The organism is Chromatiaceae bacterium (genome assembly GCA_016714645.1).
Classification (GTDB): Bacteria; Pseudomonadota; Gammaproteobacteria; order Chromatiales; family Chromatiaceae; genus M0108.
In genome coordinates this window covers 852,893-867,241 of the sequence record JADKCI010000001.1, presented here as the reverse complement: position 1 = coordinate 867,241, position 14,349 = coordinate 852,893, and the positions used below count along the sequence as shown (strand labels likewise).

Sequence of the window (14,349 nt, the reverse complement as noted above, 5' to 3'; positions counted from 1 at the left end):
TTTGGCGAGGATCATCAGGATCGTCGCGCAAGGCTTGCCGTGTTTTGCTAGCTGTCAAGCCCCGGGAGATTGTTTATCTCGAAAACGAACAGCTCCGGTCGCTTTTCCTGCCGTTTCCGTAGTGCCTCGACGAGGCTGAGATGGTCGAGGGCGCGTTGCGGGATATGGGCGTTGTAGGTGGCGACATAGCGGATCAGGGTGTCTTCGAGATGCTCCCCGGAGCGGAAGCGGCGGGTCGCGAGCACCTCGCCGATGCGCCCGTTGAAGCGTTCGATCATGCCGTTGGTCTGCGGGTGGGCGGGCTTGATGAGCCGGTGCTCGATGCGGTGCGCGGCACAGACCCTGTCGAACGGGTGCCTGCCCGTCGGCTCCGCGTTCGCCGGCGGCGCAGAAGCGGACGGTAAACTCCTTGCCGTTGTCGGTGAGGAGCTTGGCGATCTTGAAGGGAGCGGCGGCGAGGAGACGCTCGAGGAAACCCTGGGCGCCGGCGGCGGACTTCTCCGGGAGGACCTCGACGTAGACCCAGCGGGTGGCGCGGTCGATGGCGGCGAAGAGGTAGCGGCGGCTGTCCTCGTCGGGCATCTGCGGCAGATATTTCACGTCGACAGGCACGAACCCGGGCGCGTAGTCCTTGAACGGCTTGGGCGCGGCCTTGGCGGTCTCCTCGCGCGGCAGCAGGACCTTCAAGTCGGAGACTCCGTGGCGGCGCAAGCAGCGGTCGAGTCCCGAGCGCGAAACGCCCGCGCAGACGAATTCGCGCGTCACCGCCAAGAGGTCGTCCAAGGGCAGCAGCAGCGTTCGGCGCAGCGCCACCACGATCGCCTCCTGCGGGGCGCTCAGGGTCGTCTGCAAGCGGTGCGGGGTATGGGAGCGGTCGGCGCTGTCCTCGCGGCGGCGCCACTTGCGCACGGTCGGCTTGCTCAACCCAGAGCGGCGCGCCAACTCGGCGATCGGCAGCGTCGACGCGCGCAGCTCCCGGCGCATGGCGGGGGTGGTACGGGCGTTCTTGTGAAGGCGAAGCTGCATGGGCGATCTCTGGCATCGTGACGGTTCGGCGACCCCCGGGACGGCGTGCCGCCGCCGGGGGAGACTGCGCTCGCCCTCAGGGCTCCCTGCGTCTCCCCCGGCGGCGAGCTCCTCCAGCACCTCCCGGGCTAGGAAGAGAGGGTAACTCTTCCGGGGGATATAATCATCCGGGGCGGGACAGCTAGCAATGTCCGCTCATGCATTATGCGGAGGGCATTGTTAACGATGCCGTCAAGAGACTGATTCTTGGATTTCATGTGCGATCCTGGATATTCGCTTTTTGAGGTGGACCCCATCCATTAAACCACGATAATCAAAAAATAAGTTAATCTCTCGGGAGTTATTATTTTAGCTGCATTAATTGATATGATTGCACACTAGAAAATCAATTGTCAAGCCCCTTATTCTATTCTAGGTAAAGGGATTCACATCATCGACAAAGGCAACTCCCCACTCCAAAAAAAACCCGTCCTATAAGGACGGGGCAATGAACTAGTAGGATATGGTAGGTTTTCTTGATCTGGACTCAATGAAGATACCAAGATCCCCGATCTCTCTGAACTCCGCGCCAACAAACCTACATTGCCGGATGAAATATCTTGCTGGGTTGCGGTAAAGCCGCAACCCATTACTCATCTACCTCCCTAATTGATCGGCGTAGGAACTGGCGACGGACTCGCGACAACCCATGCCGAATTAGGTGTAGCCGAGTCATTAAACGCCCGGATCTGGAAATACCAGCCCGTGTTACGCGAGAGGCTACTAAATGTCCCCGTGACACTGTTAGCCCCTGGGGTCGGCGAAAGATTGGCAACGTCCGTGGTGAATCCTGCGTCGCTTGCCCGCTGCACTGTGAATCCAGTGTTGCTATTGGATTCATCGGTCCATGTCAAGGTACAGTTCGCCGTCTCAGTTGTACCGATCCTGATGCAGTTTACTGCCACGTTGCTAGGCGCCGCAGGTGCTACCGTGTTGTTCATGCTCACGGTCGCCGAAGCCCTGGAACCCTCGGCATTGATCGCCAATACTCGGAAGAGGGCATTGGTCGTGGCGTTGATGCCCGTGGCCCCCGTCAGCACCTCTCCCGTTGCCGCTGACTGGGCAGCATCCCGCGCCACTGTGCCACCGAAGGTGATCCAGCTACTGCCGCCGTTATTGGAGATTTGTCGCTGGAAGCTCGTCTCGTTGTTCGACGCATCGGTCCACATGATAGTCATGGCCGTCGCACTGGTTCGATATGCGGATACATTGGTGGGGGCAGCAGGCAATAACGAAGGGTCCGCCCCGGGCACCGGGAAGGGTGTCGCATTTACCCAGGCAGAGGTCGGTGTCGCAGAATTGTTCACAGCCTGCACCCGGAAATACCATGCCGTGAAGCGCGGCAGACTCCCAAAGGTCCCCGTGACACTGTTCGCCCCTGGGGCCGGCGTGAGATTCGCCACGTCCATGGTGAATCCGGCGTCACTAGCCCGCTGTACCATGAATCCAGTATTGTTATTGGACATATCAGTCCAGCTCACCGTGCAGCTTGCATTGGCTGTCGTACCGACCTGGGTGCAACTGGCCGCCACATTCCCGGGTGCCGCCGGGGCGACCGCATTGTCCATTCTAATGGTTGCCGAGGATGTTGAGCCTACGGCATTGGTCGCCAATACTCGGAACAGGGAGTTAGTGGTGCCGTTGATGCCCGTGGCCCCCGTCAGCACCTCTCCCGTTGCCGCTGACTGGGCAGCATCCCGCGCTACGCTTCCCCCGAACGTGATCCAGCTACTCCCGCCGTTATTGGAGATTTGTCGCTGGAAGCTCGTCTCGTTGTTCGACGCATCGGTCCACATGATAGTCATGGCCGTCGCACTGGTCCGATAGGCTAAGACGTTCGCCGGTGCCATCGGGAACGTCATGATGGTTACCGGAGGTGCCGAAGTCGCATAAGCCGACTTCCCTGCCACATTCTCCGCCGCTACCCGGTAGATGTAGGTGACACCTCTCTTCACCGTGGTATCAATGTAGGTGACAATATTGGCGGCCAGGTTGGTGAGCTGGGTGAAGGTTACGCCATTGTCAGAAGACCTTTCGACGACGAAGCCAGTCTCATTGGTGGCGTTATCCGTGAATGACAGCGTGACCTTGGGCGGCTGGGTTTGGGTCGGGGTCGTTACCAGATTCGTCGGCGCGTTTGGAATTGTTCCGCCCACGCTGATCGTTTCTGACACCGACTGAGCGGTCATGCTCATGAACTGCCCACCTGCGCCTACCAAGTTATTGGCTACGACCCGGTACTGTACGGGTACCGAAGCATTGTAGGTGTTGGTGTCGGTGATCGAACGTGTCCCCCCCTTGGTGTTGGGTTGATCAAGGGGTGATTGCGACGTGCCGACGTTGCTCCAGGTGGTGCCATTCGCCGAGCGCTGCAACGTAAAGGACGTCTCGGTGATGGAGTTGTCTCGCCAGGTCACTCGCACCCGCCTGTTATTGTTGACGAGGGCAGATACCAAATTGGACGGGGCAATCGGCGGGATGACGGCGGACTGGGGCCGCATCATATCCATCTCTTCATGGCTCAGGATGTGGCAGTGCCAGACGTATTCCCAACCGAAGTTGACGAGCTTATTGGTAAGCAGCGCTGTCGGATTGCCTTGGGCGTCTATGCTGTTGAAGCCATAGGGGCTGCCGGGCGGGGTCATGGGGTTGAGCAGGCGGATGCTGTTAGGCAACTCGAAGGGCAACTCCGGGAGCACCGGCCGCAGGGCGACGATGGTGTCCTGAAGCGGGCTGACCCGCACGGTTTCCTTCCAGCCCATCTCGGTGGGATCGTTGGGGGTAATGATGTTGTCCCAGGCGACCCGGTTGAGCAACTGCACATCGTAAAGGTGGAAGTGCAGGGGGTGGGTATCCACACCGTTGTGGGTGATCTTCCAGATCTGGGTACCGTCGCTGGCCACCGAGATGGGCGTAACGTCCATGACGGAGGGCAGGTTAGTGCCGTTGATGAGCTCGGTCTGCGGGTTGACGTAGGGGTAGAGGACGATGTTCTGCAGGGCCGGGGTAGCCGGGACGATCTCCAGACCCATGTTGGCGGACATGCGACCAAACTCATCAAAGGCCGCCGAGTTCATCTCGTCGTGGATGCCCTTGGGCTCGATCATGACCTCCAGCTTAGACGTGGGCCTGCCCGTCGTCGGATTCACCGTGCTGGTAAGCGCGTTGAACCCGAACTTGGTCCCGCCTTGTTCGTCGATTCGCAGTATTCCGTCACACACGACGCTGGTGTTGCCAGGACCGTTGCAGTCGCCGGAGGCGTAGAATTTGGTGCCGTAGGCCGAGTTATAAGCACTTTGCCCGACGATGATCGGGTGCTGGGCCGACTCGAAGGCACCGCTGCCATCCGCCTTATGGGCGAAGGCCTTCTTCAACTTATTCAGGTCAAAGGCAGGTTGGGGAGTACCTGCGACCTTGACCTGCATGATGGTGCGGGTGTTGGGTCCGTAACCCGGCAGGATGGGCGGTACACCGACCGGGGCGAGGTCCGGGGCGCCGGTGTAATAGTCATAGCTGGGAACACGGGCCGGGAAGGCGGCGGGGGCGTCGTTGTAAAGGATCAGGGTCTTGCCCGCGAAAGCCGAGAAGTCCACGATCACGTCGGCGCGCTCGGCCGGGGCAACCAGCAGGGAGTGAAGATCCACGAGACCCACATCAAAGCGCGTGGGGTCCGTGATCCAGGTGGTGAACTGCTGACCGTCCACGACCGCTGGGGCCGGCAGGAAACCACCCTCGTTACCGATGGCGATCCAGTCGGGACCCGCCGTGGCGGCGCCTTGGACGGGCGTCGGGAAGACCACGGGGTCGAGCTGGGCGGCGGCCAGTTCGATGGGGTTGAGGGCCACCTCGGTGCCGCCAATGGGCGCTCCCACGCCATTGATGTCAGTGCTGGCGGTCGTGGGGTCGGCTATGTACCACTGCAGGTTCCAGAAACGGTCATTGGCCGCGTTGAGGATGCGCAGGCGATAGGACTTCGGCTCCAGCGTAACGGTGGGGTAGAGGGTGCCGTTGACGATGGGGGTATCGTTGAACTGCTCCATGCCGGCGGCGATGTTCGGCGTACCCGGGATCAAGACCGGCTCGCAGAAGGGATCGACCTGGTATTGCCAGGTGCTGGGGTCTTCAATGTTGCAAGGAACCGCCAGGTCCGTCGTAAAGTTGGTGGCGGGGTCCTTGTTGAAGTAGGGATTGGCGATGGGTCCGTAAGGGGGATCGGCGGGCGGCCAGAACCAGGGCCCATACATCCACCGGCCAAAGCCGCTCATGCCACCGGCGTCGCCGGGATTCTGGGCGGTCATATAGACGTGGTGATACCAGAAGTCGCCATAGCTACCCCAACGGGTGTAGTCCCAGGTTGGGTCCTGCTCGGAGAGCTGGATGGGTTGGGGGACAAAGGTGCGGTCCTGGATGACAAGGGGGATCTGGTCGGCGGGAATAGTGCCGTTGCTGACCAGGGCCTGCTCGACGGGGTCGGAGATCAGGTAGCCGGCGGCCTCGCCCGCATAGACGTTGAGGCGGGTGATGCCCCAGGCATGGTCATGGTAGAACATAAACCGGGCGGACTGCTGGTTGGTGTAGTAGAAGTTCATGCAACCATCCCGGTCACCCGAGCAATTGGGGACGCCGGCGGGGGGAGGCGCCATGTCCGGCACATCGGCAACGCTAGCCCCTTCGGGGTAGGTGGTGGGCTCGGCGGCGGGGGTGATCCATTGATCCGGGGTGCCGTCACTGATCCAGGGGCTCAGACCGCCGTGCAGGTGCAAGGTGGCGCGGTTGTCCTTAAAGCAGATGGCGTCGTCCTTGGGTTCCTGGGTGCAGTAGGGGTTGCGCACCTCGTCCAGGACGGTGCCATCGTTCTCGGGTTCCCAGGCGTCGATGATGCCGGCGCCATAGAGGGTGGAGTCAACGGGTAAGAAAAGGTCGCCCCCACTGCCTTTGGGCAAGAGGTTATAAAAGGTGATGCGCACCGGCTTATCCTTGGTCGCGGCAATCACCGGCCCGAGCCATTGGGGCTCGGTGACGCCGACGGCTTGGCTACCGTTTGGCATCAGGATGGGACCATCCGGACCCACGAGGGGTACGCCAGCGCCGGTTTGGGCGTCGGTCTTGAGCTGGACATAGCCACGGATCAGGGTGCCGGTGGCGGGCAGGGAGGAACTCAACCGCTTACGGTATTCCACCAGGGCGACGACATAGTAATCCGAGGCGGGGATCGAGTGGCCATTGAGGGAGGTGGTTGGCCCGAAGGTCGTGGTGTCGGGCACCCCCAGGGGGAGGAACTGCCCGAGATTGTTGGCGGCCGCGGCGCAGTCACCTGCAACGGCGGGATTGCAGAGTTTCGGCAAGGTGTCCTGGAACTTCTTGATGCCACCGGCGGTGATATAGCCGGAGCCGGGGGTAACCAGGGCGATACCGGTCACGCCACCCTTGTCGATGCGGGCCGTGGCGGTGGCGCCCGTGCCGGTGCCGCCCGCCGAATCGGTGATGGTGACGGTCGGGTCCGTCCGATAACCGGCGCCAAAGGTATCCATGGCGAGGGTCTGAATGAGGAGGGTGGAGGTGGCGGCCGCGCCGGTGCCGGGATCGTTGCGAATCGGGTCGAAGAGGGTACCGTCCATGATATTGATATTGGGCGGGAAGGAATACCCGGATCCCACCTGATCGACTACGATCGAGGTAATCGTTCCAGGCCCCGCGGTACCGCAGGCGGCGTTCGCATCGTTATCACAGATGGGGTGAGCTTGGGCCGCGACCCCGTCGGCGCCATCGGGGAAATCAACGTACACCGAGGGGAAGGTGTAGCCACTTCCGCCACTGGTAACCGGGATCGAATAGACACCACCATAAGCGGTGGCCGTCGCCGGCGTGACGGGATCGGCACCACCGGGGCCGCCGCCAGTGATATTGACTAACGGCGCGGTATAACCCTGGCCCGCGGCGGTGACATCAATGCCAAGAACGGCTTCGGTACGTGTGACGGTGGCGGTCGCCGTGGCACCGCTACCGGCACCGTTGATCGCTACGGTCGCTCCACAGACGCTAAGATCAGTACCCGTACAATAGCCTTCGCCGGGATTCGTGATGGCAAGGCCAATGACCTCGCCCCGCGCGCCCACGGTGGCCATGGCGGTGGCCCCGGCGCCCGCGCCGGTGATCAATACTTCAACGGAAGGCAGGGTCAGGGGGCTGTTCGCCCAGTTCGGGAAGGGCCCAAAGTAGTGGGGGACCTTGGTCTGGTCAATCGGGGAAGTTGGGGCCGTCGCGGGCATGGCGCCGGCGGTCATGGCGGAGGACAAGGCTGGGGCTTGCGCGGCCAGGCTGCCTTGGCGGACGGCGGCGCCGGCGGCCTGGATGGCTGCCCGTTGGCCGGACTTGGTGAGAATCGGCTGATCCGGGCCGGTGCTGGCGACACTCACGCCAATGCCCAGGCCCATCCCCAACAGGGACGCTAGAATAATTTGTTTAAATAGTGAGGACTTAGGGTGGCGGTTCCTGGTTTCCCCAGGTGGACAGACATATTTATGCATTTTTAACGCTCGCTCGCGGAGGAGGAAGGAGTCTTTCGGCGGAACAGGAGGTCTTGGGCGAAACTTTTCTTAGACCATCCTTAATAATATCGTTCCATGGTCGGACTATCCGGTATATGGGTGAAAACCCCCATAATGGGCTCGCATCGGTGCGAATTGTCATTGAGCCGGCACGGGCGGAACCCATCCAATGGTAAATGGGCGGGACAGGGGCGGTTAGGGTTGCCGGGTGACGGAGCGGGTAAGCGGGTCAACGATACTGAGGCAGAGTCATGATTGGAAAGGAGACGCGAATCTTGGTGGTGGAGGATCACCGCATCCTGCGCGAGGGTTTGCGGGCCATTCTGGATGCCCAGGCCGATTTCCGGGTGGTTGGCGAGGCAGGAGACGGCCGGGAGGCCATTAGCCGCGCCCGTGACCTGAGGCCTGACGTCGTCTTACTGGATATTTCCATGCCCCGCATGAACGGGCTGGAGGCGATCCAGGACATCAAACGGGTGGCGCCGGGGGCACGGGTGGTGATTCTGACGGTACATGGCGACCTGGAATATGTGGAGGGCGCGCTGCGCGCTGGGGCTGATGGCTTCCTGACCAAGGACTCCAGCGGCGATGAACTGACGACGGGGGTGCGCAGCGTCGCCCGGGGGACCCGCCATCTGTGCCAGGCGGTCGCCGAACTCCGGGCGACGGCGGTGGCGAACGGGAGGGTGCCAGGGGCCGGCATGGTGAATGGCACCACCCTCTCGCGGCGGGAACAGGAGGTCCTGAAACTGGTGGCGGAGGGTTATCGCAGTCGTGAGATTGCCGCCTGTCTCTGCATCAGCATCAAGACCGTGGAGAAGCATCGCTCAAGCCTGATGCACAAGATCGGGGTGACGAACATCTCCGGGCTCACCGCCTACGCCATCGAGCGCGGCCTGGTCTGTTCCTTGGCCCGGAAACCCCAAGGGCCAGCTCGCCTCGACCCGCGTCCCCGCGCCACCGCGGGCGCGGATGCGCAACTCGCCACCCGAGAGGGCGGCCCGCTCGCGCATGGAGCCCAGGCCCAGGCCCGGACCCCGGTCCGCCATCCAGCCGGGGTGGGCGGAGGCGCCGAGGCCATCGTCGCTGATCCGCAGGCGGAGCCAGCCCGCATCCAGCCGCAGGTTCACCCGGACCAACTGGCCCTGGCTGTGTCTGGCGGCGTTGGCGCAGGCCTCCTGGAGGATGCGGAAGATTGGGGTCTTGAGGGCCGGGGGGATGTCGGCCTCGGGCACCGCGAGGTGGTGTCGCACCCTCAGGCCGGGATGAAGCTTGGCGAAACGGCCCAGGAACCAGCGGAGGGTCGCGAGCAGCCCCAGATCATCCAGCATGGCGGGGCGCAGGTCGGTGGCGATGCGCCTCAACTCGTCGGCCACTTCGCGCAGGGTCGGCACCCATTGCCCTAGGGGCGGCATGGAGGACCGGCGTTCGATGGCCGGTTGTTGGAGCAGCCAGGCCTCCAGGGACAGGCGGACGGCGGTCAGGGTCTGGCAGGGGCCATCGTGGAGGTCACGCGCCACGCGCCGGCGCTCCTCCTCCTGGGCCCGCAGCAGGCGTGCCGAGAGGTCGCGCAGCTCCTCTTCCAGCCGCTTGCGTTCGGTGAGATCCTGGAGAGTGACCAGGGTCAGGGTCTCGCCCCGGCTTTGGATGGGGGCGTGCCGTAGGACTACCCAGCGCGGGAGACCGGACCGGGTGAGCAGCCGGCATTCGATCTCCGGGATGGGGCTGGGGCCAGCCCCCCGGAGGGCGTGCGCCACCCGCTCCCGGTCCTCGGGATGGATCAGGGTCAGGGCCTCGGTCCCGAGTACCTCGTCACGGGAACTGCCCAGGATCTCGGCGAGGCGAGGATTCACCAGGCACAACCGGCCCTGACGCATCATGAGGATGCCGGTGGGGGAGTTTTCCACCAGGGCCTCCTCCCGCACCTGGGCCAGTTCCTGGTCGCGGTCGCGAAGGTTGGCGCCCAGTTGGGCGACGAAGTAGGCGATCAGGACCACGCTGAGCAGAAAGGCACACCACATGCCTTGCACATGGAGATCGAAGTCGCTGGAATCGTGATGATGGACATGGGAGACCGGGAAAGGCCAGTGAAATACCATCAGGACCGTGTAGGCGGCCGCCGCCAGGGAGCTGACCAGCCAGATGAGTCTGGGCTGGAGGGTCGCCGCCGCCACGATGACCGGTAGCAGCAGCAGGATGATGAGGGGGTTGTGCGCGCCCCCGGTCAGGTAGAGGCTGACCGCAAGGCTGGCGAGATCGATCACCGCCTCGCGCGCCAGAGAGCAGGACCGGGTCCCGGACGGGGTGTGCGACCGACGGAGGAGCCAGAGGCTGTAGCCGAGCAACCCCAGGCCGATGATGAGCAAGGGGCCGATCGGCAGGATGATGCCGAGTTGGGTATGCACCCAGCCATAGGCCAAGGCCTGCCCGGCCAGGGCGCCCAGACGCAAGCGCAGCATTTGGCGGAGACAGATGGCGCAGAGCGACGGATGGGGGACTGAGTTCGCCACCGTTAGGTTAAATCCCGATCACAGGCGGTTGAAGTAATGAATCCAAAAGGGCCAAGGCGGTGGGGGCTGGTGACGGTGTTGATGCTAGGGGGCATGGCCTGGGCGGCCGCGGACCCGCCGGACCCCGATGCCGGTCAGCCCCCTCCCGACCGCGTCCTGTGTGAATTCTGCGCCCGGCCCGAGGCCAAGGATCTCGAACACTGCCGACTTCAGGAGGGCATGAAGCCGGCGACGGTGGCCCCCCAGGGCGGGGATTTCACCCTGGAGGCGGCCAGTGGTCCGGTGGACCTGGCCAGCCTGCGCGGCCAGGTGGTGCTGATTTATTTCGGCTACACCCTCTGCCCGGATATCTGCCCGACCAATCTCGCCATGATTGCCAGGGCACTGAAGGACATGACGCCCAAGGAACGGGAGCGGGTACGGGGTCTGTTTGTCAGTGTCGATCCGGAGCGCGATGATCTCCAGCGACTGGCCCAGTATGCCGCCTACTTCCACCCCAATATCCTGGGTGTCACCGGCAACCCCGAGCAGGTGGCGCGGGCCGCGGAGCTCTATGGCGCGATTTACCGGCGGGTGGCGCAGGCCGATTCGGCCATGGCCTATCTTGTGGACCACTCAGCCGATACCTATGTGGTGGATGCCCAGGGCCGCTGGGTGCATACTTTTCCGCACGCCACGCCAGCGACGGAAATGCTGGCGTTCATCCGGGGTCTGCTGGCCAAAGAGTGACCACCCCTTGGTTGGCAATCCCTTCACACCCACCCCACGGAGACCCGTCCTAATGAATAGAACCTCAGCCTTCCTCGCCGCGGCCTTCCTGGCCACCCTTACCCTGGGGGCACAGGCGGCGGAGATCACCGTCGGTGACCCCTACGCCCGGGCGGTCCCCCCGGGCCAACCCAACAGCGCCGTCTTCATGACCCTGGCGAACGCCTCTAAGCAGGATCGCGCCCTGGTCGGCGCCGAGAGCACGGCCGCCGGGGTCGTGGAACTCCACACCCATGTCAACGAGGACGGGATGATGAAGATGCGTAAGATCGACAAAATCGCCATCCCTGCCGGTCAGACCGTGGCCCTCAAGCCCGGTGGGCTCCATGTCATGCTCATCGGCCTCAAGGAGAACCTGGAGCCGGGCAAGGAGGTGCATATGAACCTGCTCTTCGACAACGGTACCAAGGAGCACATCATGGCGCCGGTCCGTAAGATCGAGATGGCGCCCAAGGCGCACTAGTTTCCAATACCTGATAACACGAGGAACATGGCAATGAAAACACTGCTACGTCTGATGATGGCCTTGGCTGTCATGATGGGTGTCACCGCTGGCTCGGCAATGGCCGGCGATAAGGATCCCCTCTTCATCAACCTCACCGTGGATGACGCCCATCGGGTCGATATGGCCGTCACCTTTGGCAAGAATCAGCTCGAACGCGGCCATCCCCTAACCATCTTCCTGAATGATCGGGGGGTTCTGGTGGGTTCCACGGCCAATGCGGCCGCCTTCGCCGATCAGCGTAAGGCCCTGGAGGAGGTGATCGGTCAGGGGGCGACCGTCATCGTCTGCCCCATGTGCATGAAGCATTATGGCGTCAAGGAGACGGATCTGATGCCTGGGCTCAAGATCGGTAGCCCCGACCTCACCGGTCCCGCCCTCTTCCAGGACGACACCAAGACCCTGACCTGGTAACCACCCACCCGAAATGAAGGCCGGCCCCGAGCATCATGCTCGGGGCCGGCTTTTGCTTGTTTGGACTGGTTACCCCACTTGACACGCTACCGCCCTGCCCTGTCATATTGGGCATGGGGCAAACCCGGGCGAGGAGCCTCTCTGCATCATCACCGGGGTTTGATGAATGCGCATTCTAACATCCAGGCCCTACCTTGGCCAGGCTGCGGCCACCGTCCGCGGGTGAAGGTGTGGGCGCCGGCGACGCTGACGGCCTAGGGCACCTCATCGCTGATGAGCGTCACGGTAGCTCTGGCGGGAGTGCCGACGGCATAGTTCGGGCTTTGCTTGAGGGTCAGGAGGACGGTCTCGGGTAATTCCTGAAGGTTATCCTGCTGGGGCGTGAGGGTCTTGGTGACCCGGGTCTTGCCGGCGGGGAAGACCACGCTGGTGCCAAGGGCGACGTAGTCACTGCCGGCGGTGGCGGTGCCGGTGACCTTGTAGTTGACGGTGAGGGCGGCGGCGGTGTCACCCGTGCGGATAAAGGTGTAGCGGCCGGTGGTGAGGTCCGCCTCGGTAGCGGTGTTGTCGGTGGCCTTGACGGTAACGGTCTGGGTGACGGTCTCGTCACTGGTGATCGTCACGGTGGCTTTGGCGGGAGTGCCGACGGCATAGTTCGGGCTTTGCTTGAGGGTCAGGATGACGGTCTCGGGTAATTCCTGAAGGTTATCCTGCTCGGGCGTGAGGATCTTGGTGACCCGGGTCTTGCCGGCGGGGATGACCACGCTGGTGCCAAGGGCGACGTAGTCCCTGCCGGCGGTGGCGGTGCCGGTGACCTTGTAGTTGACGGTGAGAGGGGCGGTGGTGTCACCCGTGCGGATGAAGGTGTAGCGGCCGGTGGTGAGGTCCGCCTCGGTAGCGGTGTTGTCAGTGGCCTTGATGCTGACGCTGACGGACGCCAATAAATCAAAACTATTCAGGGGCGTACCACCGCGCACGAGGCGGACGTTGTAATCCAAGGTCTGTGCCGTGGCAAAGCTATACCCATCCTGAAAGGAGACATACCAGGCCCACTCTGGATTGAGCGGATCAAAGGGATAAGTCGTTGAAGACCAATACCAAAGGGATGCCGTATTCGGAAAGGCATTGCTATCTATGGCGGGACTCACGGCGGTGATATCCACCAGGGACTCCAATTCCGTTCGGTTGGGCAGGCGCCAATCGTCGTAGCCGCGATGTAAATCTGTGTTGGCGGTGACCGCCAGGCCGAGGGCGTTGCTCCAGGGATAGGTGTAGTTGGTGCTGGTGGGATCTGGATCACAGCTAGGGGGGGGGCCTGGTGTATAGTCCTGCCCCCAAGAGCACTGATCCCACATCAGGCCTGTATCGGTATCGGTGACAGTACCGTCGCCATGGTCCGTGAAGGCTGCCGAGGCCGGAGCCGCGCCCCACAAGGTGCTTAGCAAGACGATGAAAAACATCGAAAAACTGGATCGATGGCTCATGGGGAACCTCGGCGGGTGAGTCTGACGAAAGGACCCGGCTATCCCTCGGATAGCTAAGCGGATTTGGCGAGACAATGACTTGTGAAGGCTAGGAGGCAATTGACTATCCGCCGCGCACAAGCCGCACGTAATGATATTGGGCCAGATTTTGGGTCCTGGATACGGCGGTCGAGTTGCCATCCTTGAAATAAACCAACCAGGCATAGTTGTTCGGAAGAGACGTCCAGAGATCGCTGCTCCAATAGCCCACGGGATATGGAGAAACCGCGAATGCCGTATTCGGAAAAAAATCAGCGTCGATGGCTGGTTGGCTTGCCCCATGATCGATGATGGAGAGGAGTTCGCGGCGGCTCGGCAGGCGCCAGTCATCCAGGGTTTCTCCGCAGAGATCCAGGGCGTTGACCGTGACGACATAATTATCGGTATTGCAGTCAGCACCAGCGAAGCACTGAGTACCGCCAGTCCGATCGCCCCAGAGGTATCTCCAGCCCATGTCCCGTACCCCGCCATCATCCGTCTTGACCTCCCAGATGAGACCGGTGCGGTTGTCCCGTATGCAGGCCGGGGTTGCGGAAGGGATGGGGGGGGGCGTATCCGTGGTCAAGGGGATCTCGACACCCGAGGCATCCAGGGGTGTGAAATCGAAACCCGCGACCCCACCACCGATTTTAGTCAATTGACCGGCGGTGGCCGCCGCATCGGCACCGAAGCGGGCATCCTGGCGAGGATGGGTGGCCGCGTTCCCGGTATTGGCCTCGGTGCAGGTCGTCAAGCTCCCGTCATCAACACACAGGTCTTGACCGGTGTCGTTGAGGACCGCTGCCAGCGTCGATTGGGTGGGGAGTAAGACCAAAGTGAGCAGGATCGTCGGAACACGCATATAGCCTCCTCGGGATGACGGCAAAACAGAAGGATGAAGGCCAGACCTCGGGCGCGACCGGACGGTAGGAGTACGGTGGCAGGAATGAGACGATGGGTCAAATGTCATGAGTCAAGCTGCGCCTCTACCGCAAGTCCAGAGTCTTGGTACGATTAAATTTAAGTTAGCGAGGATTATT

7 protein-coding genes and 3 pseudogenes are annotated in these 14,349 nt (G+C 62.5%); 5 read left to right on the top strand and 5 right to left on the bottom strand.

Annotation, left to right across the window (positions count from 1 at the left end; all coding sequences use genetic code 11):
* Window positions 1-47 precede the first annotated feature (47 nt).
* Together IPN92_03970 and IPN92_03965 are read right to left on the bottom strand one after the other, a co-directional pair.
* A pseudogene (locus IPN92_03970) lies at window positions 48-1,026 on the bottom strand (IS481 family transposase).
* A 644-nt stretch (window positions 1,027-1,670) separates the two neighbouring features.
* Window positions 1,671-6,596: a multicopper oxidase domain-containing protein gene (locus IPN92_03965; GenBank protein ID MBK8637463.1), complete on the bottom strand. Its 4,926-nt coding sequence runs from the start codon at window positions 6,594-6,596 to the stop codon at window positions 1,671-1,673.
* Between the two features lie 1,268 nt (window positions 6,597-7,864).
* Between IPN92_03965 and IPN92_03960 the strand changes: the two are divergent.
* Window positions 7,865-8,218: pseudogene (locus IPN92_03960) on the top strand (response regulator transcription factor).
* A gap of 96 nt (window positions 8,219-8,314) precedes the next feature.
* Window positions 8,315-8,497, top strand: a pseudogene (locus IPN92_03955) (helix-turn-helix domain-containing protein).
* Here the strand turns inward: IPN92_03955 and IPN92_03950 are convergent.
* On the bottom strand, window positions 8,441-10,123 hold the full coding sequence (locus IPN92_03950; protein MBK8637462.1) for a PAS domain S-box protein: 1,683 nt from the start codon (window positions 10,121-10,123) through the stop codon (window positions 8,441-8,443). The pseudogene IPN92_03955 and the gene IPN92_03950 sit on opposite strands and share 57 nt — an antisense overlap.
* Window positions 10,124-10,342: 219 nt before the next feature.
* Here IPN92_03950 and IPN92_03945 point away from each other — a divergent pair, with 219 nt between their 5' ends.
* The 3 genes from IPN92_03945 to IPN92_03935 are packed head-to-tail and all read left to right on the top strand — an operon-like array spanning window position 10,343 to window position 11,807.
* Complete coding sequence (locus tag IPN92_03945) at window positions 10,343-10,852, top strand: SCO family protein (GenBank protein ID MBK8637461.1); 510 nt, start codon at window positions 10,343-10,345, stop codon at window positions 10,850-10,852.
* Window positions 10,853-10,904: 52 nt separating this feature from the next.
* Window positions 10,905-11,354: a copper chaperone PCu(A)C gene (locus IPN92_03940; GenBank protein ID MBK8637460.1), complete on the top strand. Its 450-nt coding sequence runs from the start codon at window positions 10,905-10,907 to the stop codon at window positions 11,352-11,354.
* 33 nt (window positions 11,355-11,387) lie between these two features.
* Complete coding sequence (locus IPN92_03935; protein MBK8637459.1) at window positions 11,388-11,807, top strand: DsrE family protein; 420 nt, start codon at window positions 11,388-11,390, stop codon at window positions 11,805-11,807.
* 254 nt (window positions 11,808-12,061) lie between these two features.
* On the opposite strand, the gene IPN92_03930 is transcribed toward IPN92_03935, so the two are convergent.
* Together IPN92_03930 and IPN92_03925 are read right to left on the bottom strand one after the other, a co-directional pair.
* Window positions 12,062-13,291 carry a DUF1566 domain-containing protein gene (locus IPN92_03930; protein ID MBK8637458.1) on the bottom strand — a complete coding sequence of 410 codons (1,230 nt, stop codon included), beginning with the start codon at window positions 13,289-13,291 and terminating at the stop codon, window positions 12,062-12,064.
* Window positions 13,292-13,394: 103 nt separating this feature from the next.
* Window positions 13,395-14,171, bottom strand: coding sequence for a DUF1566 domain-containing protein (locus IPN92_03925; protein MBK8637457.1), 777 nt, complete (start codon window positions 14,169-14,171; stop codon window positions 13,395-13,397).
* Between the last annotated feature and the right edge of the window lie 178 nt (window positions 14,172-14,349).